Source organism: Planococcus chinensis (assembly GCF_042681545.1).
Classification (GTDB): domain Bacteria; phylum Bacillota; class Bacilli; order Bacillales_A; family Planococcaceae; genus Planococcus; species Planococcus chinensis.
The window spans coordinates 188,403-211,040 of the sequence record NZ_JBHUFW010000004.1 but is presented as its reverse complement, the minus strand read 5'-3'; the positions used below and the strand labels follow the sequence as shown (position 1 = coordinate 211,040).

The following is a 22,638-nucleotide window of genomic DNA, read 5'->3' as shown; positions in this document are numbered from 1 at the left end:
AGATGATATGTAAAAAGTCCTTGTTTTTGCAAATTGGCAAAAAAAGAAAAGCAAAAAGGGAATGCCCCTTTTACTTCTCGGCTCCATAGTATTGGTAATAGTAATTATCTTTTGGCAGGATGAAGTTGTTTAAAACGGCTCCGATTAGGCGGCTGTTCGACGATGTAATCGCTTCCTTCGCCTTAAGCGCCATCTCTTTCTCGGTTGTGCCGGAGTTGACCACCAGGATGGTGCCTTCGCATTTATTCGCGAGGATCTGTCCGTCAGTAACAGAGAGCACAGGCGGTGCGTCGAAGATGACCAAATCGTAGCGGTCTTTCAGTTCCCCGATGAGCGCGTCCATCGATTTCGATGCGAGCAGCTCCGCCGGGTTCGGCGGAATCGGGCCACACGTGAGTAAGTCGAGGTTTTCGACGACTGTTGGGCGGATTGCGTCTTCGATTGTTGTCTGGCGCGTCAGGACGCTCGACAATCCTTGGGAGTTCCCCATATGGAATGTGTAATGCGTCGTCGGTTTACGCATGTCGCCGTCAACGAGCAAGACGCGTTTGCCTTCCTGGGCGAATACGACTGCGAGGTTCGCAGACGCGGTCGACTTCCCTTCCGAAGGGGCAGCGGACGTCACAACAAGTGAACGGATGTCGCCGTCGGCAGACGAGAAGTTGATGTTTGTGCGCAACGTGCGGAATTGTTCCGCAACGTAAGAACGCGGGTTGGTATATGTAACCACTTTGCGGGCGGTTTCCTGGAGTACTTTTTTCTTTCGGGCCATCGACTACGCTCCCCTTCTTCTAGGTGTGGTGTTGCTTGCAGCTTTCTGGATGTTGGTCTCTTCCTGGATCGGCGAGATAACGCCAAGGACAGGTACACCGAGGACGTCTTCGATGTCCTGGTCATTCTTAATTGAAGTGTCGAGGTATTCCAATAGGAACGCGATTCCGACGCCAAGCATCAAGCCGACTACAGCGGCAATCGCCATGTTAAGCATCGGGTTCGGAGCGACTGGTACCGGATTTTCTTTCAACACGGCCGGCGACAGAATCGAGACGTTGTCGACGTTCATGAGTTCAGTAATTTCAGTCTGGAAGACATTCGCTGTAGTGTTCGCGATGTCGACCGCTACTGCTGGATCTTCGTCCTGGACAGCCACGTTGACGACTTGCGAGTTCTCAGCATTCGAAACGGTGATTTTCTGGTTCAATTGCTCCGCGGTCAAATCGAGGTCAAGCTGTTCTGCAACTTGGTCAAGGATAGCCGGGCTTTTGATGATGACGGAATATGTATTGATCAATTGAAGGTCGGCTTGGATGTTCTGGTTGATCACTTGCGACGCTTCCTGCTTTTCTTGGTTGACCAGAATCTGCGTCGATGTTTCGTAGATCGGAGTCAAGAGGGTATAGCTGATGACACCGGCGATGATGACAGCGAGGACGGTCAGAATGGCGATCAGGCCGAGCCGCTTTTTCAGCGTGGTGAACAATTCCTGTAGCGAGATGGTCTCTTCCATGTGTCGTGAAAACTCCTTTTGGGCTTAAATGTTTATCTCAGTATAACATGAAGTTCTTTGGATAATGAGGTTTAATTTGGAAAAAAGTATAGATAGTTATTCCTGAATTGGCAAAAAAACAGGATTATTCTATTAGAACGGGATTTTATAACTAGTCGGAGCGATAAAAGAAAATGTATAGTTATTGAAAATGCCGTTTTTTATTATTTTTAATACAGTACTCTTTTCTGGATTATTGTGGTATTTGGCCGCTTCGGCACTTGGGCAGGGCTTTCGCAAGAAGCCAGGCATAAACCGCCTGTCTTCTTGCTTCGCCTCGCCCCTGGCGCGCCGGCGCTGGAAGATTCTTTGTAACCTTATATATATCTGTTGGTTTTCGTTTCACTCGGCCGTGAGGCTGAGTAAATTTGGCATCGTCTTCCCTATCTTATTTTCTGTTTCTATCCCTTCAACTGAATGAGAGGTCTAGCAGCACGCTATCTTTAAATAATCATTACGCCCTCCTGCCTCTCCCTCTACAGGCGGCATGACTTCAATCAAATCGCTTCTCGAAGCGCAGTTTTTTATTAAAATGCGCATTTTTCTGAACTGCCGGTCTATCGCATACACCGGGAAAATAGCTTATAATGATATATTGGCATGACTTCCATGCCCAAGCGTTCTATAATGTACGTACTATGGTAAAGGGGCTTTTCTGTAATGACTTCTAATATATTGATCATCGTTCCGGCGTATAACGAGGAGCAGGCGATCGTTGACACCGTCAAGCAATTGGAGCAGTTCGCCGAATACGATTATGTCGTGGTGAATGACGGCTCCACCGACCGGACGAAAGAGATCCTCGAACAGCATAATTTTTCGCACGTGACGCTTCCTGTGAACCTGGGGATTGGCGGCGCGGTGCAGACGGGCTACCGCTACGCAGCGCAGCACGGCTATGACTACGCGATCCAACTTGACGCCGACGGCCAGCACGACCCGGAAGACCTGCATCATTTGGTATCCGAGATGAAGCGACGCAATGTCGACATGCTGATCGGCTCGCGTTTCCTGGAGAAATCGAATTACAAAGGCAGTTTGACGCGCCGTACGGGCATCCTTTATTTCAATTACCTGCTGCGGATGATTTCGCGTGTCCACATTACGGACCCGACGTCCGGCTACCGCATCGTCAACCGCCGTGTGATTGAATGGTTCGCAAACGACTACCCGGTCGATTACCCGGAAGTCGAAGTGATCGTCAAGCTTGCACGCAAGCGGTTCACAGTCGAAGAGACGAAAGTCGAGATGAACGCCCGCCAAGGCGGTGCGTCATCAATCACGCCGGTGAAATCGATCTACTACATGGCGAAAGTAACTTTCTTTTCGCTGATTCGTTCATATATATAGGAAGGGGCTTTTTCTAAGCATGGATATTATACATTTCATCGTCCTCGCCGCCGCGCTGTTTTTCCTCGGGGTGGTCGTCGCGATGACGGCAAAAAACAAACTCACGGACCAGTACGCGTTCATGTGGCTCCTGTTCTCCGGGATCGGTGTCGTCATGGCAATCGCCTTGCCGTACTTGAACCGGCTGTCGCATCTGATCGGCATCGCCTATATGCCGTCGCTCATTTTCCTGCTAGCATTCCTTGTGGTGCTGAGCCTGCTCATCTACCACACCGCGCTATTGTCGAAGCAGGAGCGCCGCACGCGCATCCTGGTGCAGGAAGTCGCGTTCTTGCAGCGCGAACTTAAGAATTACCGGAAAGAGGAAAATTAACTCATGAATGTTACGCATCTTTTATTGGTACTCGCAAATACACTTATCCTGGTTGCCGGCCAGTTTCTTTGGAAAGTCGGCATGGAAAAACAGTCGGACGCGTTCTCATCTGTCCTGTCGGTCGTGAAGATGTTCTTCTCGCCGTATATCCTGACGGGGCTGTCGATGTACGGGCTCGCCACGATCCTTTGGCTGTTCATCTTGACCAAAGTGCCGCTCAGCGTCGCGTATCCGCTCCAGTCGAGCGCGTACGTCATCGCGGTCGTCGGCGCATTTTTCATTTTCGGTGAAACGATCACGGTGTGGAAAATCGCCGGCGTCTGCTTCATCATGCTCGGCGTATCGATCATCGGCCTCAGCGAAATGCGCTGAGCTTCCGCTTCGGTTCCACATTCCATCTTTTAAAGGGGTTTCACCATGATATTTAACTCGTTTGAATTCATTTTCCTGTTCCTGCCGATTGTCTGGATTTTGTATTACCTGCTCGGCCGCATACATATTCCATTTGCCAAGACGTGGCTTTTGGTCGCTTCGCTGTTTTTCTACGGCTACTGGAATCCGGCGTACTTGCCGCTGATCCTGGTGTCGATGGTTATCAACTACACAATCGGCATGTTCCTCGGCAAGGACCGGGCGAAGTCGTTCCGAAAAGCGATCCTCACTGTCGGGATCATTTTCAACGTCGCGCTGCTCGGTTATTACAAGTACTATGATTTCTTTGTCGAGAACATAAACGTGGTGTTCGGCTCGGAGTTTGTGCTGAAGGATATTTTATTGCCGCTCGCGATTTCGTTCTACACGTTCCAGCAGATCGCGTATTTGGTCGACTCGTACCGCTTGGAGACGAAGGAATACAATTTCCTGAACTACGGGCTTTTCGTATCGTTCTTCCCGCAATTGATCGCGGGGCCGATTGTCCACCACGGCCAGGTCATGGAACAGTTCAGCGACAAACGGTCATACCGCATCAATTACGAACACATTTCGCAAGGGCTTTTGATTTTTGCGATCGGCTTGTTCAAGAAAGTGGCGATTGCCGATACGTTCGCCGAATGGGCGAACGCCGGCTATAACGACGTCGGCTCCCTGTCGTTCGTCGACAGCTGGATCACGACGCTGTCGTATACGCTGCAGCTGTACTTCGATTTCAGCGGGTATTCGGATATGGCGATCGGGCTGGCGCTACTCTTCAACATCCGTTTGCCTTTGAACTTCAATTCGCCTTATAAAGCGCGCGACATCCAGGATTTCTGGCGCCGCTGGCATATCACACTGTCGCATTTTTTGACGACGTATATCTACATCCCGCTCGGCGGGAACCGCAAAGGGAAAGTGCGGACTTACGTCAACATCTTCATCATCTTCCTGGTGTCGGGCATCTGGCACGGTGCCGGGTGGACGTTCCTGATCTGGGGCGTCATGCACGGGCTGGCGAGCATCATCTGCCGCTACTGGAAACTGGCCGGGTTTAAGATGAATTCGATTTTGGCTTGGATTGTGACATTCCTGTTCGTCCATTTTGCGTGGGTGTTCTTCCGGGCGCTAAGCTTCGGCGACGCGATTGCGGTTCTGAAGGCGATGCTCGGTTTCAACGGCATTGGGCTGCCTGGCGGATTGGCACGTGTGTTCACGGATCTGGATAAGAGCTGGTTCACGAGCTTCCCGTTCCAGGCACATTCAGTGGAGCTGTTGGTAACACTGGTCATCGGCCTATTGATCGCCTGGTTCGCGAAAAATTCGACCGAGATCATGTACGAAACAAAACGGAATTTGGCCATGGCTGTGTTTGCGGCGGCGCTGTTGTTCTATAGCGTCATGCAGCTGCAGCAAGTGAGCGAGTTCCTGTACTTCAACTTCTAGGAGGAGATCCCATGAGCGATAAATCATATTCCCTTACCGTCATGGCGATTTTCGCCACGTTGACGGCGGCGGTGGCCGGATTCAATTACTGGATCGACCCGCTATGGCATTACAGCCACGCGCACGAGTTCAACGACGTCCAAGTCGTGACCGATGAGCGTGAGCAGAAGACGGCGAACCAGATTTATGTGCCGAAGGATGCGGATACGCTCTTGATCGGCTCAAGCCGGAGCACGTATATCCATACCGATGCATTTTCGGACTGGGACGTCTATAATTACTCGGTCGCGAATTTGTCGATGCGCGAGTATCAGACAATGCTGAGTTTCGCTTTCGAGGAAAACCCGGATTACGAGCGCGTGGTGCTGGGTGTCGACTTCTTCAAGTCGAGCACACAAGAAGCCGAGGCGCCGCGTTCGATCCTGAACCATGTGGCACGCGTGACCGAGCCGTTCTACCGCAGCAAGAACCTGTTGTCGTTTGATGTGCTGAAGACCTCATATGAGAACTTCGAGCTGTCGCGCGAAGACGAAATTACGGCAGACCGTCTGTACAACCGCGAAGGCAATGCATTTGCGAAGCGTTATAACGAAGAGGAGACACTGAAGCTGACGGAGAGCAAGATCCGCAAGTTCGAGTCGACGTTCTACGGCGAGCGCTATACGTATTTTCCGAAGTACAAGGAAGTCATGACGAAAGTACGCGATACGCATCCGGAAGCTGAGAAGGTCGTGTACACGACCCCGATCTCGAGCGAGCTGTTCAAATCGCTGGATTCGACGGGGCTGTACGATGAGTACGAGACGTGGCTCCGCGATTTGGTGGATGTATATGGCGGTGTGTGGAACTTCATGTACCCGAACACGGTAACGAATGACATTACAAATTATTTTGACGGGCACCACTTTTACCCGGAGGTCGGCGACATGATTGCGGCGCGCGTGGAACAAGGCGAGTCGGCGGATGTGACGGAGGATTTCGGGGTGTATGTGACGCCTGAGAACATTGATGAGCACTTGGCTGAGGTTGAGGCGCTTGTAAGTGGGTTGAAATAAATTTCTTTTACGAACCGCCTTGATGGGCGGTTTTTTTTGTGAGTATAAACGAAAGCCTCTTAGAATAGAAAGGGCTACTTTAAGTAAGCTTGACATTCATCTCCCTCTTTGTTGCATAAGTTTTATCTTAATTGCAATGACAGAACGAAAAACCAAAAGAGACTTCCAACATCAGAAGTCTCTTTCGAATTGATTGAGCATAAAACTCTAAACTAATATGGAATGATTCAAGTCCACTTTTCTTCTTCGTCTATCCACTCACTTTTTCTAAGATCATAGGAATTCGATTCTTCCGGCAACACCAAGTAGGCTGGCAGTTCCAAAGCGTCTCCCCCTGCTTCTTTCCAGCAAGAGCTGAACCACTCGGCGAATGTTTTCTGCTCTTGTTCAGGGATTTCCATTTCATGTTCTTCGTAGAAGTCGAAGAAAGCTTCTCTCTGGCTATTATCTAATTCATGATACAGAATTTCTGGGAGCACTTCTTCGCTTCCAGCGAATAGATTCGGGTTGTTTTCTTCATTGAAGACTTCGTTGGCGCCCTGGTCCATTGAGAACATGCGGATTGATAGTTCGAAATTGATCGGTTCTATGGATGCGGTGAAATCGAGCAGATCGATAGCTGGTGAGAATTTGTAGGCAACGACTCTTTTCAGATTGCTTGTTAGTTCATTTGAATGTTTTTGCAGATTTGATTGAATGTTGCCGATATATTGATCGATTGTGAACATTGGGGGACCCCCGTAATTTTTATTTATGTATAGGCTCATTTATAGGTGATCGCACCATACGAGCTGTTTGTATTTTAACATGAACTATCCAGGATATTACATATATCATTGGTCTTTCGAGAGCAAATATTTTTAGTTCCGCTCCAAGACGCTAAGTTCAAGGGCGTGATATGAAGAGACTTCCGCATCGCGGAAGTCTCCTTTAAGTGCAACAGCGCATTTCGCCTTGGCGAAATGCCAAAGGGCATTATTGCTTTTGGCATTTGGGAGGGTTCTATCGGTGTTTTTAGTGTTTCTATCTACGTTTCGACAGCTTCTATCGATGTTTCTAGGGTTTCTATCTATGTTTCGGAGGTTCTTATCGGTGGTTTAAGAGATGCGCCATAGATGCTTCGCAAAATTTAATCGACATTATCAGAAGTTTAATCGACACTTCTTAGATTTTATTCAACACAAATCAGAATTTAATCGACACTTCTCGCAGTTTAATCGACACTCCCCCGCTGTCTAGACGAAAATAGGCCATCCAATGTGAGATTGGATGGCCTTGTAGGTTTTATTCCATTCTTAAGCGAAAACGTTCCACCATTTCGGTTTCGGGATGTCCTGGGGTTCCAGGACGATGAGGTGGCGGTTCTGGATGATGCGCTCGTTGTTTTCGAGGAGCAGGTCGACGATTTCGTGATGGTTCTTTTTTTCGAGATAATCGAGGCCGTCGTTAAACTTGAACGGGCGGACGTCCATGTTGTGGACATCGGAGCCGTAGACGTGGATCAGGTTGGCTTCGATGAGCGTCATGGCGGTTTTCTGGATGGCTTTGCCGAAGCTGCCGGCGACAGAACCTGCGGTGACTTGGGCCAGCGCGCCGTGCAGGAGGAGCTTGCGGAGGCGCTCCGGTTTTTCGATGATGCCCTGGTTGCGTTCGGCGTGCGCGATGATCGGCACGTAGTTGGCGCTGATCAATTGTTGGATGATTGGTACGGTATAGGCCGGGATGCCAGATGACGGCAGTTCTAACAGGACGTACCGCGAGCCGGCCAAGGTGAGGGCCTCCCCTTTTGCCAAACGTTCGGGCAAGTTCTCGGACAGGCGGCATTCCATGCCGGCGTGGATGTTGAGCGGCATCCCCTGTTCGGTGATGTAGTCCTGAACCGTTTTCAGCTGCTGCTGCATGAGCGCCAGGTCGGTTTTGAAGTTCGGGTGGTAGCCATGCGGTGTGGCGATGATGTCGGTGATCTGTTCGCTTACCGCTTTTTCGAGCAATGCGATGGTTTCGGCCATTGTTTGGGCGCCGTCGTCGAGGCCTGGCAGGATATGTGAGTGTGTGTCAATCATCGGGGTCTCCTCCGTATAATCGGGATTTTGCTTTGATTTATCGGGAATGGCCTTCCGTCCGGAAGTGCCAATGGGTTGGAACAGTTAAGTGAATTATATAATACTCCCGGCGATTGTGCATGCGGGAACGGAATCTGTGAAGCCGCTTTGGCGCTTTGGGCATGGCTCCCACAAGAAGCCTAGAAGATCACTCGTCTCTTAGCGAAAACCTTCTGCTCCTGCATCGCTGCGCTAGCTTCGTCGCAAATAAAATGGCCCAAACTGCTTTTGGGCCATTTTATTGCCTAGCCCGTTTGCGCGCCTTCGCTGGTTCGACTTCTTTATAAATAGAAATTTAATATTAAAATTGCTACTTTATATCCCCATAGAATTGAACGATATATTTTAAAATTACAAAGAGCGCATTTATTTATTGTAGCCGATAGCGATTGTTACGACAATAGAAAATATTGTAAAATATTAGTAATAATAAATTTATCTGTATAAAAGTAGAAGTTTTTGTGCTATCGTAAGAAGAAGATTTTAATTTGGGAGGGTTTTATTGAATGAAAAAGCACTGGAAGAAAATTATATTGGTTTTGGGCATCGTCTTCTTGAGCGTCGCGGGTTACCTCGTGTATATATTCCAGTTCAAGGAATATGAGACGGCGGATGAGAATGTGGATAAAGTGATCGAAGAGGAATACGAAGTGGAATTGCCGGACGGCTCGGTGATCATCGTTGATAAAGACGGCAAAGTTGTCGAGGATGCGGATGGCAAAGAATCTGGCGAGCCGGGTTCAGGTACGACTGCTTCCGGTGACGGAGCTTCGGCTGACGGATCGGCTGCGGCCGGTACAACTGAAGGCTCAGCTTCCGGTTCAGGTTCGAAATCTGGATCAGGCGATTCGGCTTCGACTTCCGGCAGCACGGCAAGCGGATCGGCAACGACCACTTCCGGCACGGCAGGCTCTTCTTCTGGCGGAAGCAGCACGGACAAAGCGTCTGGGACAACAGGTTCTAACGGTTCAGCTACAGGCGGATCAACCGGTTCCGGTTCATCAGGCAGCGGCTCTTCAGGCAACGGGTCTTCCGGTTCTGGATCAACAGGCGGCAAAGCGCCTGCTGAAGCTGGCGTAACGGTGGCTTCGATCAAACAGAAGTACGAACCGACACTAGCGGACATCGAAGGCCAGGCGTCTTCCCGCATCGGCGGCTTGATTGGCGCAGCACAGACGGAATACGCACAGAAAAAAGCGGCTGGCGAAAGCATCAATTATGCTTACTTCTATAACAAGTATGTGAGTGCTGCGACGGAGCTTGAGAACCGTACGGATACCGTGTTCTATGCGGTGATCGGTTCATTGAAGAGCGAATTGAAAGCGAACGGCCTTGCGGAATCGCATGCGGAGTCGTTCGTCTCTGAATATGAAGCACGCAAAGCAGAACGGAAAAAAGCCTTGCTCAGCAAAGCTTCCGGATTATAAAAGAGAATGGCCGCGGCAGATGCCGCGGCCATTTTTTTATCGTTCGATGCCTAACTCGCTCTGGGCAGCCAGCTGGTGCTTGAGTTCTTTCAGGTTGTAGAGATTCCGGTAATAAAGGAAGACCTGGCGCGGAATGCCGAGGTGCTTCGCGCCGACGGACGGCCCCATGTCACGGGCGATGTAGATGTCGTGGAGGATCTCGCGCATATCACGGTTATATCGTTTTTCCAACTGATTTTTATAGCCTTCGAAGTCCATCATAGTCGTTTCGCCCTACTCTCTTTTTGTTTTTTATTGTTAGAACCGAAATTCGAGGGAAATAAGTTACACCAAGTATACCCTAAACAGTATTTATCGACTAGACCTTTTTGGAAGTTTTTTAGAAATTATGGGTTTTACACGGGATAAATGGTGAATTCGCATTTATTTATAAGAATTATCAGATTTTATTCCGTTTGGCTATTGTATAATTTCGCGGATATGATAAGTTTTTGGTATAAACCGTGAAGGGATGATGCTTGTGAAAAAGTTCTCCGTTTTATCGGCCGTGCTGCTGGCGCTCACGCTTCTCGCCTCCCCTGCCCTTGCAGCGACCGATTTGCCGCCCAGCCACGGGTTCTATGAAGAGATGACGTATCTGCTTGGCAAAGGGGTGGTGTCCGGCTATCCTGACGGCACGGTGCAGCCCGACCGGATTGTGACACGTGCGGAAGCGGCAATCATGATCGGCAAGCTGAAAGGATTCGACGGCACGCCGCGTGCGACGAAGTTCACGGATGTGACAAAAGGCCAGAAAGCGAGCGGCTTTATCGCCGCAGCCCAGGAAGCGCGCATCATCAGCGGCTACGGGGACGGCACGTTCCGTCCGTATGCGCCAATCACGCGCGGCGACATGGCGATCATCCTGTCCCGGGTATTCGCGACGCCAATCTTCGGACCCGGCCAATTTAGGGACGTGTCGACGAATATGAAAGCGCATGATGCCATCTATCAGGTACTGGGCGCGAACATTGCCGCGGGCTACAAGGACCGGACGTTCCGGCCGATGGCTTCGACGACACGCGGCCAGTTCTCGGCGTTCCTTGCGCGCGGCCTCGAGCCGAAGTTCAAGAATGACACGCATATGGCCGGCACGTATTTACGTGACAAGACGAAAGCCTATACGTACCAATATGCGGGCAATATCACACAAAAGCATACGTACGTGAACGTGCCGACTTATATGAACGAACCGCTCGGCTTTGTCTGGTCGGTGGACCATTCTAAAGGGCTGCAGGATTATTACCTGGAGCTCGAGTCGTATGAGGTGTACGGCATCGGCTATCCGCGTTCAGAGTTCTTTACGGACCTAGTGTATCCAGTGAAAGTTGGGACGAAATTCAACACGGATAGTTTCCTCCAGCCCCCTGCCCAGATCACCGGCGTGAATGTCCGCGTCGTGACGCCGTACCGGACATTCACGAATGCGGTGGAAGTCACGGTTCCGGACAATGCGGAGTTCGAAGTGGAGAGCTTCAAGTATTATATGGTGCCGGGATTCGGCAATGTGAAGACGGTGGATAAGAACGGTGCGGTAGGTATGGTGCTGGTTGGAGTGGAATAAAGGTGGTGTCCCCTGCAGGTTTGGCTGCAGGGGTTTTCTTTTGTTACAGGAATGTTACAAAAGCTATTGTATATTTTTCCTTTTGTGGTAAATTGTTTAGAGGAATTTATTTACAATAGAAAAGGAATGATTTTTGTGAAATGGGTTACAGCGTTGTCAGGCACGGTCCTGGCACTGGGTTTATTGGCAGCCCCGGCTTCTGCGGCGAGCGACTTGCCGAAAAGCCACGGCTTTTATGATGAAATGACGTATTTGATGGAATTGGGCGCGGTTTCGGGCTACCCGGACGGCACCGTCCAGCCGGATAAGATTGTGACGCGCGCGGAAGCAGCAATCATGATCGGCAAATTGTTCCAGTTTGACGGCACGCCGCGTGCGAGCGGATTCTCGGATGTTACGAAAGGCATGAAAGCGAGCGGGTATATTGCGGCGGTTAGAGAACAGGGATATATCAACGGCTATGATGATGGCACTTTCCGTCCGTATGCGCCGATTACGCGCGGGGATATGGCGATCATTTTGGGGATGGTCTACTCCTCTCCGGAAATCGGGTTGAACACGTTCAAAGACGTGAATCCAAACATGCGCGCTTATTACGCTGTCAGCGCCGTAGCGGATTCGAACATCGCAGCCGGCTACTCGGACGGAACGTTCAAGCCGTATGCGAAAACGACGCGCGGTCAGTTCTCGGCCTTCCTTGCACGCGCCGAGGAGCCGAAGTTCCAGAACGATACGCATCTGGCAAACGGTTTTATGCGCGACAAGACGAAAACCTATGTGTACAAATACGAAGATGGAACGGTTTCCACCCATTCGTATAAGAGATACACCATGCCGCGTATCGACCTTGGCTTTGCTTGGCACGACAGCACGGAGGAATACGGCTTCTACAATGAAACAGAGTCACGTTCTGGTTACGAAATCGGGTCCCCGCTCAACTTTACAATGCTGGACCTGGTCTACCCATACAAGGTCGGAACGGTCATTGATGCCGGAGAAGATTATGGCGACAAGTTGTCGGTCACCGGCGTGAACGTGACGGTCGAAACGGCTTATAAAACGTTTACGAACGCCGTGGAAGTCACTGTGGAAGGATATTCTGAAATTCCGAATAGCGGTCATAAGTTCTATTTGGTTCCAGGTATGGGCCAAGTGAAGCTGGTTCATGATGATGGCGAAGTCGGAGTCGAATTGATCAATGTGAAATAAAGGTAAAGCCCCTGCAGCTTCGGTTGCAGGGGCTTTCATTTCTTTTATTACATTAATGTTACAAAAAGATTACAAAAAGCTTGCATATGCCTCTAGAGCCGTGTTACCATTAATTTGTTAAGGAATTTATTTACATAATTGAAAGGGAGATGGATATGAAATTATTACCTGCTTTATCGGGGGCTGTCCTCGCAATGAGCCTGTTGGCATCGCCTGCGAGCGCTGCGGCGGATTTGCCGAAAACGCACGGCTTTTACGAGGAAGTTACATACTTGATGGATAAAGGGGTTGTTTCGGGATACCCCGACGGCTCGGTCCAGCCGGATAAAATCGTGACGCGCGCGGAAGCGGCGATCATGATCGGCAAATTGAAAGGCTTTGACGGCACACAGCGCGTGAGCGGCTTCACGGACGTCACGAAAGGCATGAAGGCAAGCGGCTATATCGCGGCGGCTAAAGAAGCCGGCTTTATCAGCGGCTATGGCGACGGCACCTTCGATCCGTACGCGCCGATCACGCGCGGCGATATGGCGATCATCCTGTCCCGGGTATTTGTGGCACCGTTCTTCGGCGCAAGCGAGTACACTGACGTTTCGACGAATATGAGAGCACACGATGCAATCTACCAGGTATCGGGCGCAAGCATCGCGACGGGCTATGCGAACGGCACGTTCAAGCCGCTTGCAGCTACGACACGCGGCCAGTTCTCGGCATTCCTTGCACGCGGGCTGGAGCCGAAATTCCAGAACGATACGCATATGGCCGGCAGCTACTTGAAAGACAAGACGAAGACGTACAGCTTCGGAGACGGCAAAACAATCACCGGCGTCCACGTCTACACGGACGACACAGAAAAACTTGGCGAGCCAATCGGGTTCATGTGGTCGGTCAACCACAAACCGGGCAGCGAAGGCTATTACATGGAACTCGAAAGCCGTTCAGAGTTCTACAAGGCTTACCCGTATTCCGAAGCCTACCTTGACCTCGTGTACCCGGTCAAAGCCGGCACGAAGTTCAATGTCGATTCCCCGTTCACTGCGCCTTCTGTCATTACGGGCGTGAACGTGACAGTAGAAACTCCGTATAAAACATTCACAAACGCTGTAGAAGTGCATGTTCCGAAAACTTCGGAATTCCATATCAGCGGCTATAAATACTATATGGTTCCTGGATATGGACAAGTGAAGACAATAAAAGATGACGGCACAGACATCGATGTCCTGATGGACGTCCAATAAAACACAGAACCCGCTGCGATTTGCAGCGGGTTTTTTGATGGATTTATTCGTCTAGGCGGACGGCTGGATGACGGTGCCGTTCGTGCCGAACGCTTCGGCCGAGTTGAACACTTCCTGGATTTCGGCGTCGGTCATCGGCGTCGCCGCCCATTGGAGGAGCAAGTCTTGCATCGTATACATCGGGATCGCGAAGCCGATGCCGTTGCTCTCGATCAGCAGGAGCGAGTTGATGCCGATCACTTTGCCGCTCGCCGCATCGATCAACGGGCCGCCGCTCGAGCCGAGCGCCATCTGGACATCAATCTGGTAGAGGTCCTCGTACAGGTATTCCTGGTCGAAGTCGCGTTCGATGCCAGTCAGGTAGCCGATGGCCGCGGTGTTCTCAAAGCCGGACGGGCTGCCGAGCGCGATAACTTCGCTCCCCACCTGCGCCGGCGTGAGCTCGATGCCGAGCGGTTCGGTGCCAGCGAGCGCGTCGACTCTCACCAGAGCAATGTCATGTACCTTGGAGATGCCGATGACCTTCCCCGGCTGCTCGAGGCCGTTGCTGTCGCGGACCATGACGTCCTGCACGCCCATGACAAGGTGCGCACTCGTGACCACGTCGCCGCCATTGGTGAACAGAAAGCCTGAGCCGTAAGCGTCTTTGGTCTTGACGGTGAACACCTTCGCCTGCGCCTCTTTGATGACAGCTGTCTTGTCGCCGGGTATAGGATTATTGGCCACTTGGGCGACCGGCTCCGGTTCTTCGGTCCGGTCGCCGGATAGCTGGGCCGCGCCGTAGCCGGTGCCGGTCAGGAGGAGCGCAAGGAGCGCATATAGGAACGGATGCTTTTTCTTCCGGCGGGATTTGCGGGTGGAGCGGTCCATGGGGTCGCCGCAGCGCCTGCAGAAATTGGCGCTGTCGCGGTTTTTCGCTCCGCAATTGGAACAGAACATGGTTCGGCCTCCCCTCCAAGAGGATTTTTAGTGGCGCTTTCCGACTAGAAAGTATTCTGAATATATAAAATATTTTACCATGCGTAGGCCGAAATTGATATAATTCTTAAGGAAAGGAGTGAGAGGAATGTTTATGAAAATGCGCAGTGCGCCGGACCTTTTGAGCCAATTGCCGCGCCTCATGCACCGGCTTCCCCACCTCGAGGCGGTCCGCGACGACCATTACAAGATCCGGGCCGGTTTCGGCGGCGAGGAGCGGGTGGACGAGATCCTCCTGCGGAGCCGGCTCGATGGGCCACGCGCCTATATCGGCGACTTGCAACTAGCGGAGCGCTTCTGCCAAATCGACACGATCATCGTGACGGATCATTTCGTGCTGATTCTAGAAGTGAAGAACTTTTCCGGCACGCTGTCGTTCAACGAAGACAGCTACCACCTGGAACAAACCACCCGCGAAGGCAATAAATACGGCTACAACTCACCTGTCACGCAAGTCTGGAATGCACGTGAAGAACTGCTTGCGATTCTGTCACGGGCCGGGCTCTCCTGTCCTGTCTACGGCGCCATCGTCCTGCCCTATCCAACCACCCTTGTTGACCGCATGCCGAGCGAATTCCCTGTCGTCTACGGCTACTCACTCAACCGGTTCATCTCCACCCTCCCCCGGACCGGACGGATCTCTTCCCCAGAACGAACTGCCCAGCTTCTCCTTGATCAGCATCAGCCATTCCCAAAGATGGACTTCCAGGAAGCATATTCCTATGACCCACGCCAGCTCAAAAAAGGCGTGGTGTGCGGCAAATGCGGCGGCGTTTGCCAGAAAATGAGCGAACGCCTCCTCCTGTGCCGCTCCTGTAAGCAGCCGGTGGAAGACGGCTACCGGCGCGCGCTCGATGACTGGTTCGACTTTGTTGCGCCGGAGATTACGAACGCGCAATGCCGGGAGTTTTTGGGGTTGAAAGATAAGTATGCGGCAAATTACTTGCTGAAGAAGATGGATTTTCTCTCGCAAGGTGCATCACATCAAACGATATATAGGAAGAGAGAAGCCGTCCGCTGATGCGGTCGGCTTCTTTTTGTGGATGGTTTCTAGCACTTTAATTTGAATTCCAACGAACGGAGAGCGAATTCCAACGAATGGGTGCTGAGTTCCAACCAAGTCTGTGCCAATTCCAACCAACCTGGCTCGAGTTCCAACCAAGCTCCTTCCCTTTCCCCATGGATCTTTCTTTTAAAGCAATTGCCCCAAAGGCAATTGCTTCTTCCCTTTCGCATTTCGCCGAGGCGAAATGCCATCCATTTAGGTCTTCTTTCTCGCTACGTATGATGAATTCCAACCAACTAGGAGCGAATTCCAACCAACTGCTGCTGAGTTCCAACCAAATCGACCCCAATTCCAACCAACCCAGCTCGAGTTCTACCCAACCTCCTTCCCTTTCTAAAATGTTCTTCCTCCCTTTCGCATTTCGCCATCTGGCGAAATGCCATCCATTTAGGTCTTCTTCCTCGCTACGTATCATGAATTCCAACCAACTAAGAGCGAATTCCAACCAACGGCTGCTGAGTTCCAACCAAGTCATCCCCAATTCCAACCAACGCTACTTGAGTTCCAACCAGCCTACTCCTCTTCCCCAACGCCCTTTTCCCTTTCGCATTTCGCCGAGGCGAAATGCCTTCCATCCCAATTCCCTTAAAGTTTTTTTCACCCCCTCCCCAACCACCACAAAAAAAGCACCTACTCTAAAAGTAGATGCCTCTCCCATACTTTATTCGATTTCCACACCATATTTCGCAAAGCCGTTTTCAGTCAGGGCTTTGAAAGTGATGCCGCTGTCTGCAGGGATCAGGTCCTTGGCGTTGGCGGATGTTTCGAATGTGATGTTCTGTGTGCCAGCGATCGGCGCGAAGTCCCAGTTGCCGTCAGCTGATGGGTCGATGGTGCCGACTTCCAGCATGTAGTCCATGATGACTTGGCGGTTTTCGTATGCGTAGTCGATGGACTCTTTCGCTGAACGGACGCCAGGGAAGTTGCCGCTAGCGCGGTAGTTGTTTGTTGCGACCAGGAATTCCTTAGCCGGGTCGATGGCTTTGCCGTCGAAGCTCAGGTTCTTGATGCGGTTTGCGTTTGCGTTGATGACGTTGCCGTCGCCGTCGTATTTCGCCGGCTGCGTGACGTCGATGTCGTACGTGACGCCATCGATGACGTCAAAGTTGTATGTGCGGAAGTCCGCGTTGATCAAGTCTTGCTCAGTTGTAGCCGTTGGGTTGATTTGCTTGAATTGCCCTGCGGACATTTCGAGCCATTCTTTGATGTCAGCGCCAGTCAGTTTCAAAGCGAAGACCGTGTTGTCGTAGACGTAAAGGTCAGCGACGTTCTTGATGGCGATTTCGCCCGTTTTGATGTCTGTGTAGTATTCAGCGCCGTTGCGTCCGCCTGCTTTGAACGGAGCAGCAGCTGACAGGATCGGCAGATCAGCGTTCGCTGTGCCGGCCACTTTTTGTTCTACATACCATTTCTGTGCGTTGTTGACGATCTGGATCGATGGATCGTCCGTCACTAACGAGAAGTAGCTCGTGATCGGGGCAGTTGTTTCACCGACTGGGCTGCGGACGTAGTCGATCGTCGCTTCGTGTGTTTCTTTCACAGCTTCGATGACTTCTTCAGCCACTTCGTCGGTTTTCGTATCGATGGCGCGGAGTTCCGCTTTCTCGGATACGATGTTCCATTCTTTTCCTTTAGGAGCCAATTTCAAATCAATGACGCCCAGGTGGCTGCCGAATTTCCCTGGCATAACGACTGGTGTGCCGTTGATCGTCCCTTGTTCCTGGTCGACGTTCGCCAACTCTTCATAAGAACCTGGGAATGTATCGTGGTTGTGGCCTGTGATGATGGCGTCGATGCCTTTCACTTGGCTCAATTGGTATGTGATGTTCTCTTCGCCAACTTCGTATTTCTCGTCGCCCATTCCGGAGTGGGAAAGGACTACGACGACGTCAGCGCCTTTTTTCTCGACTTCCGGAAGGAATTTCTCAACTGATTTCACTGCGTCTTCCGCAATGACTTTGCCTTCAAGATGCGCGCGGTCCCATTTCAGAATCTGCGGTGCTACGACGCCGATGACGCCGACTTGGATCGTGTGTTTCTTGCCTTTGCCGTCAACGACTTCTTTGTCGATGATCGTGTAAGGTGTGTATTTATTCTTCTTCGTTGCTGCGTCATAGACGTTTGCGTTCAGAACAGGGAATGGGGCATCGTCCAATGCTTCGTCCAGGTACTCAAGGCCGAAGTTGAACTCGTGGTTCCCAAGCGTCGATGCTTGGAAATCAAGCGACTCAAGTGCGGCATACGCCGGGTGAAGCTCGCCGTCTTCCAGGCGGTCAACTGTGACTTTATAGCCGCCGAATGGCGTTCCTTGAATCAAATCGCCGTTGTCGAATAGCAGGTTGTTTTTATTTTCCTCACGAGCTTTTTCAATCAGCACGCCGGTTTTGGCGAGGCCGAGGTTGTTTGAAGTTTTGTCCTGGTAGTAGTCATAGTTCACGAAGTTCGTGTGCAGGTCGGACGTGCCGAGGATGCGCAGCGAGACGTGCTTGCCGTCGACTTTCTTGTATTCGCGGACCAAACGCTGCACGATGGCGCGCATTTCGCCTCCGGAGATGCCTTTGCCAGGCTTGATCGTGCCGTCTTTAAAGCCGATCAATAGGCCGATGCCCACCGCTTCGGAAAGATTGTCCGTCAGGCTCTTGCTCAGGTGGCGGCTGTCCTTGAATTTCTTCAGGTTTGATGCCGGGTATTCTTTTTCGGAATCCACGGCGCGGGCTGCGATGGCGAAGCCTTGTTCACGGGACAGTTTTTCATTCGTCCCGAAAAGCGTGGCTGATTTCCCGCTCGTCAGTTTCAGATTGTATGCCGCTTCCACGTATGGCGCCAATGAAGGATCGACGTCTTTGAAAGCGATTGTGGAACCATCACCTAACTCGACGTTCATGGAGGTTACCAAGTGCTTGATAAATTCCCCGCGTGTGACGTCTTTGCTTGGTGCCGCCAATGCCGGCGATGCGGTGCTGAGTCCGCTCAGTACAAGTACAGCTGCACTTGTAGCCATGGCCACTTTTCTTTTAATGGACATTCTTCCATCTCCTTTTGTTTCGAATAGTCGAACGATTCCATTATACTTCGGTTTCTAAAATAAATGAATACGTTTACACAAAATTTTCATGGGATTAATAAAGGAGTGATTTCTGCTTGGGTTGAGCATTAATAAGTCGCTCGGCGCTTTGGGCATGGCTTACGCAGGAAGCTTAGCACAGACCGCTAATCTTCCTGCTTCGCCTAGCCCGTGAGCGCGCCTCGCTTGGTGAGGTGGTTTTAGTTTTGGTGAATAAACAGTGTGCTGTTCTTAAACCGCTCGGCGCTTTGGGCCTGGCTCCCGCTATGACCCAAGAAGAATACTTCTCTCATAGCAAAAACCTTCTGCTCCTGCATCGCTGCGCTAGCTTCGCCGCAAATAAAATGGCCCAAACTACCTTTGGGCCATTTTATTGCCTAGCCCTTGGACGCGCCTCGCTTGGAGAAGAGGTTACCAAGCTGCGTGCAAAGGCATCTTCTATATCTTATTTTCTCCATACAAAAAGACAAGGGAATCACCCCTTGCCTTTGATTTTATTTCAATAACGCTTTGCCCCGGTTCGCTGCTTCGTCGACCACGATAAACGTCAGGGTGTCGACCCCTTCCCGGAATCCTGGGACATCGAAGGCGAATGCGCCGTTCTGGTCGAGTTCGACCGGGACGGATTTGCCGCGGCCGTTGAGGATGTAGCTCGCGTGCAGCTTCGAGTTGATGTCGAACGGTTCGCCGAGTTTCAGGAGTTCGGTGTTATAGGCGAGGTACGGATCGGCGACTTTGCCGATCGCCCGCCCGGCGGTGACCGAACCGGAAATCTTCGGCGGCGTGCTCTTCACAAAGATGATGCTGCCGAGCGAGAACACATAGGTCGATGCGCCGTCAGCGGGCTCGGCCATAAAGTGGAGCTGGTACATGCCATCCGGAATTCTTTTAGCAGGTTCGCCGCTCCATGGTCGGTACAAGCCGAGCAGCGGCATCTTGTGGACGCCCGCTTTCATGCTTTCGCTCGCATGGACGAAGCCGATATAGCCGTCCCCGAACGCTCCGCCGCCGGGGTTCATGAGATCCCAAAGTTCAATCGCGTTCTTGCCGACGCCGCCGGTCAGTCGGTATGTGATGTTCGCGCTATCGTTCTTGCCGTCCCCATTGAACGACAGGTCGGTCTCGGTGACTTGGAGGTTCTGCACTTCGACGGTCTTCGTCGGGCTGAAGCTTGCGGCGAAAGGCAAGGTCGCCCGCTTCGAACCGTTGGAGATGTGGATATAGCCGAGGATTTCGCTGTCTTCTGCCGCTTCCGCATTTTTAGACGCGGTCAGTTTAACGTTGAGCACCTGTTCGCCTTTCAGCGTGAACGCCGTTTTGTCGACGGTCACTTTCGCGTTGCCGAACGATTTTTTCGTCTCGACGCTTACTTTGTATGCGCCGCCTTTGCGGAGGATGTCCTTGACGATGACTTTCTTCGTAACCGAGATATTGCCCTGCGACAGCGGCTGCATGCCGAACGTCACGGAGCCTTTCTTGTTATCGACAAGGGCGCCGGTCGCATTGAGCACCGCTTTGTCGATGCTGTAGGCGAGGAACGGCGGATGGACCGCGTCGTACGCTTGCACGCGCCCTGCCCCTTGGGCGAAGACGTCGTATTTATTCGTATCAAGCAGTTTGGCGGTGTTCATGAGCGCCACTTTCACATCGAACGGCGTCCAGTCCGGATGCGCCTGCAGGATCAGCGCGGCGACGCCGGCGACATGCGGGCTCGCCATCGACGTGCCGGTGAAGCGGACATACGCCTTGGAATAATCCGCTTTCGGGTTGTCCGCTTTGTACATCGGGATCGCGGACATGATGCTCGTACCCGGTGCGACAAGGTCCGGCTTCAAGTCGAAGTTCGGCGTCGACGGGCCGCTTGAGCTGGTCGCGTCGATTTCGTCGCCTTTGGTCAGCGTGAGTTTGATGTTGCTGAACTTCGCGCTGCCTTTGCCGTTGAGCAGCTGACGGCGCAGCGCTTCGCCGTCGGTCTGCGACAGGTCGAATGCGGGAATAAATTCAAAGCCGTCGTTCAAATAGGTGCCGGACGGGCCGGGGGCATTAAAGCCGTTCCGGATGTTGTGGACGAGGATAGCGGCTGCGCCCATCTCTTTGGCGATTTTGATCTTGTCGATGATTTCGATCGAGCCGACGGAGACGAGCACCGCTTTCCCTTTCACGGCGAGATTCTTGTAATCGGTTTTATTTCCCGCACCCGGCACGGCCACGAGTTCGAGCGCATTCGGGAATTGTTTGCCCGGCGATGTGCCGGTGACTGCAGCGATCATGTTCACGGTCTTTGCGACGGTGATGTTGCCGGCTTTCAGGTTGACGGTTGCGGTGTGGCGTTCTTCAGGAATCGTGCTGTTGCCGACCGAGATGCCCAGGCGCGACGTCGCTGGCGAGCCGATCGAGCCGCGGAACTGGCCGGCGTTGCCCATCGCGCTGACCGTCACCGTACCGGACAGCATCGCGTTGTTGACGGCGAACGCCGCAGCGTCCGCTTCCGATGTCGTAATGGCGCCGAATGACAGGTTGATGATGTCCATATCCTGTTTGACCGCCTCTTCCATCCCGGCGAGGATCCACGACATCGATGCGGTCGAATAGGCGCCGAACACGCGGTACGCGTAGAGGTCGACTTTCGGGGCGACGCCTTTGAAGCCGAATCGGTTCGCCCCGATGGCCGCAAGCGTGCCGGCGACGTGCGTGCCGTGGAACGTTTCAAACGGGAAGCCGAACGCATCCACTTTCGGCAGCGACGGCGGCCGTTCGGACGGGCGCGTCTCCGAAGCATCGTCCGGCGCGCGCTTCACGGTGTAATGCGGAGAGAACGGCACGAAGTTCTTGCCGCCTTTGTAGATCCCTTTGAATTCCGGGTGGTTCGGATCGATGCCGGTATCGAGCACGGCCACTTTCACGCCCTGGCCCTGCAAGCCTTCCTGCCACAGCTTCTCGACGCCGAGAAACGCCTGGCTTTTGACGAATGAGGGTGTCACGGTATTCGAATTCGACGGCGCGGCGAGCGTACGGAATTGGCGGTCCGGCTCGACGAACGCGACGCCTTTGATCTTCAGCAGCTTCGGAAGGTCCGACGCTTTCACGGTCGTCGCGATGCCGTTCAGCACCGTCGAATAGGACTGCCCTTCCGTGAATGCGATTCCTTGCTGGTTCATGGCAGTTTTCGCTGCGGCTTGCTGCTTGCCGACTTGTGCTTCAATCGTATCTGTCTGTGCGGCGGTCACTGCCTTGCCTTGGAGCGAGCGGATACCGCGCTCGAGGCCGACCGGCTTTTCGGTGAAATGGACGATGACGCCGACGGTTTTATTTCCCGAAATCTTTTGCAGGTCCGGGTGAAGCCGCGGCGCCCCTTCACGCATCTTCAGCTGCTCGGCAATCGCCGCCTGCATGTCCAGCTGGCTTTTGGTCGGTGCGGCTTCGGTATGGATAGCGGGAAATAAAGCAAGAATCAGGACAATGGTAAGGAAAACGAGAAATGATTTCGAAAAGCTGAGATTCTTCATTATATAACCTCCTCATATTTAATCAGACTATTTAGATAACTAGATTTTAGCATGATTTTGTCATAAAAAGAGGTATATTATGTAAAATCAAAAATAAATATTATTCCATTTAATCCGCTTTGATTATTTCCCGGGAAATATAATCTGACAATTCTAAAATCATTTCCCGGGAAATAAGTGCGGAAATTTCCGCTTTTATTTTCTATGAGCGGTTTTGGGGATTCTATGAGCGGTTTCCGAAGTTCTATGAGCGCTTTTCGC

Annotated in this window: 20 protein-coding genes; 11 read left to right on the top strand and 9 right to left on the bottom strand. The window is 52.0% G+C overall.

From position 1 onward, the window contains the following. Positions 1–70: 70 nt before the first annotated feature. Together ACFSDB_RS03440 and ACFSDB_RS03435 are read right to left on the bottom strand one after the other, a co-directional pair. Complete coding sequence (locus ACFSDB_RS03440; RefSeq protein WP_204890981.1) at positions 71–772, bottom strand: CpsD/CapB family tyrosine-protein kinase; 702 nt, start codon at positions 770–772, stop codon at positions 71–73. 3 nt (positions 773–775) lie between these two features. Continuing rightward, on the bottom strand, positions 776–1,507 hold the full coding sequence (locus tag ACFSDB_RS03435; RefSeq protein ID WP_204890982.1) for a YveK family protein: 732 nt from the start codon (positions 1,505–1,507) through the stop codon (positions 776–778). A 699-nt stretch (positions 1,508–2,206) separates the two neighbouring features. Here ACFSDB_RS03435 and ACFSDB_RS03430 point away from each other — a divergent pair. From ACFSDB_RS03430 to ACFSDB_RS03410, 5 genes are read left to right on the top strand one after another with little or no spacing between them, the layout of a single operon-like run. After that, positions 2,207–2,896, top strand: coding sequence for a glycosyltransferase family 2 protein (locus ACFSDB_RS03430; RefSeq protein WP_204890983.1), 690 nt, complete (start codon positions 2,207–2,209; stop codon positions 2,894–2,896). Between the two features lie 19 nt (positions 2,897–2,915). After that, positions 2,916–3,269: a DUF2304 domain-containing protein gene (locus ACFSDB_RS03425; protein WP_204890984.1), complete on the top strand. Its 354-nt coding sequence runs from the start codon at positions 2,916–2,918 to the stop codon at positions 3,267–3,269. A gap of 3 nt (positions 3,270–3,272) precedes the next feature. After that, complete coding sequence (locus ACFSDB_RS03420) at positions 3,273–3,641, top strand: DMT family transporter (protein WP_204890985.1); 369 nt, start codon at positions 3,273–3,275, stop codon at positions 3,639–3,641. A gap of 45 nt (positions 3,642–3,686) precedes the next feature. Further along, positions 3,687–5,129 carry an MBOAT family O-acyltransferase gene (locus ACFSDB_RS03415; protein WP_204890986.1) on the top strand — a complete coding sequence of 481 codons (1,443 nt, stop codon included), beginning with the start codon at positions 3,687–3,689 and terminating at the stop codon, positions 5,127–5,129. An 11-nt stretch (positions 5,130–5,140) separates the two neighbouring features. Beyond that, complete coding sequence (locus ACFSDB_RS03410; protein WP_204890987.1) at positions 5,141–6,184, top strand: hypothetical protein; 1,044 nt, start codon at positions 5,141–5,143, stop codon at positions 6,182–6,184. Positions 6,185–6,411: 227 nt separating this feature from the next. On the opposite strand, the gene ACFSDB_RS03405 is transcribed toward ACFSDB_RS03410, so the two are convergent. Further along, on the bottom strand, positions 6,412–6,912 hold the full coding sequence (locus ACFSDB_RS03405) for a hypothetical protein (RefSeq protein WP_204890988.1): 501 nt from the start codon (positions 6,910–6,912) through the stop codon (positions 6,412–6,414). 567 nt (positions 6,913–7,479) lie between these two features. Then, positions 7,480–8,247: a tyrosine-protein phosphatase gene (locus ACFSDB_RS03400; RefSeq protein ID WP_204890989.1), complete on the bottom strand. Its 768-nt coding sequence runs from the start codon at positions 8,245–8,247 to the stop codon at positions 7,480–7,482. A gap of 545 nt (positions 8,248–8,792) precedes the next feature. Here ACFSDB_RS03400 and ACFSDB_RS03395 point away from each other — a divergent pair. Continuing rightward, a complete protein-coding gene (locus ACFSDB_RS03395; RefSeq protein WP_204890990.1) occupies positions 8,793–9,713 on the top strand; it encodes a hypothetical protein in 921 nt (306 codons plus the stop codon). A gap of 36 nt (positions 9,714–9,749) precedes the next feature. Here the strand turns inward: ACFSDB_RS03395 and ACFSDB_RS03390 are convergent, their stop codons facing one another. After that, positions 9,750–9,974: a hypothetical protein gene (locus tag ACFSDB_RS03390; RefSeq protein ID WP_204890991.1), complete on the bottom strand. Its 225-nt coding sequence runs from the start codon at positions 9,972–9,974 to the stop codon at positions 9,750–9,752. A gap of 259 nt (positions 9,975–10,233) precedes the next feature. Between ACFSDB_RS03390 and ACFSDB_RS03385 the strand changes: the two genes are divergently transcribed. From ACFSDB_RS03385 to ACFSDB_RS03375, 3 genes are all read left to right on the top strand, one after another. After that, positions 10,234–11,316, top strand: a complete 1,083-nt coding sequence (locus ACFSDB_RS03385) for an S-layer homology domain-containing protein (RefSeq protein ID WP_377339127.1) — start codon at positions 10,234–10,236, stop codon at positions 11,314–11,316. A 135-nt stretch (positions 11,317–11,451) separates the two neighbouring features. Beyond that, the gene (locus ACFSDB_RS03380) at positions 11,452–12,525 is read left to right on the top strand and encodes an S-layer homology domain-containing protein (RefSeq protein ID WP_204890992.1); all 1,074 of its coding nucleotides are present in this window, start codon (positions 11,452–11,454) and stop codon (positions 12,523–12,525) included. A gap of 155 nt (positions 12,526–12,680) precedes the next feature. Next, on the top strand, positions 12,681–13,763 hold the full coding sequence (locus tag ACFSDB_RS03375) for an S-layer homology domain-containing protein (RefSeq protein WP_204890993.1): 1,083 nt from the start codon (positions 12,681–12,683) through the stop codon (positions 13,761–13,763). 51 nt (positions 13,764–13,814) lie between these two features. On the opposite strand, the gene ACFSDB_RS03370 is transcribed toward ACFSDB_RS03375, so the two are convergent. After that, positions 13,815–14,702, bottom strand: coding sequence for a trypsin-like peptidase domain-containing protein (locus ACFSDB_RS03370; protein WP_204891174.1), 888 nt, complete (start codon positions 14,700–14,702; stop codon positions 13,815–13,817). A gap of 127 nt (positions 14,703–14,829) precedes the next feature. On the opposite strand from ACFSDB_RS03370, the gene ACFSDB_RS03365 reads away from it, so the two are divergent. Continuing rightward, the gene (locus ACFSDB_RS03365; protein ID WP_377339586.1) at positions 14,830–15,762 is read left to right on the top strand and encodes a nuclease-related domain-containing protein; all 933 of its coding nucleotides are present in this window, start codon (positions 14,830–14,832) and stop codon (positions 15,760–15,762) included. Positions 15,763–15,799: 37 nt separating this feature from the next. Here the strand turns inward: ACFSDB_RS03365 and ACFSDB_RS03360 are convergent, their stop codons facing one another. Together ACFSDB_RS03360 and ACFSDB_RS03355 are read right to left on the bottom strand one after the other, a co-directional pair. Then, entirely contained in the window at positions 15,800–16,273 is a 474-nt protein-coding gene (locus ACFSDB_RS03360) for a hypothetical protein (protein WP_204890995.1), read from the bottom strand. Between the two features lie 195 nt (positions 16,274–16,468). Continuing rightward, positions 16,469–18,832 (bottom strand): bifunctional 2',3'-cyclic-nucleotide 2'-phosphodiesterase/3'-nucleotidase, encoded by a 2,364-nt coding sequence (locus ACFSDB_RS03355; protein ID WP_204890996.1) that lies wholly within the window; start codon positions 18,830–18,832, stop codon positions 16,469–16,471. A gap of 245 nt (positions 18,833–19,077) precedes the next feature. Between ACFSDB_RS03355 and ACFSDB_RS03350 the strand changes: the two genes are divergently transcribed. Continuing rightward, entirely contained in the window at positions 19,078–19,377 is a 300-nt protein-coding gene (locus ACFSDB_RS03350; protein ID WP_204890997.1) for a hypothetical protein, read from the top strand. Here ACFSDB_RS03350 and ACFSDB_RS03345 read toward each other — a convergent pair. Next, positions 19,366–22,377, bottom strand: coding sequence for a S8 family serine peptidase (locus ACFSDB_RS03345; RefSeq protein ID WP_204890998.1), 3,012 nt, complete (start codon positions 22,375–22,377; stop codon positions 19,366–19,368). The genes ACFSDB_RS03350 and ACFSDB_RS03345 overlap by 12 nt on opposite strands. Positions 22,378–22,638 lie beyond the last annotated feature (261 nt).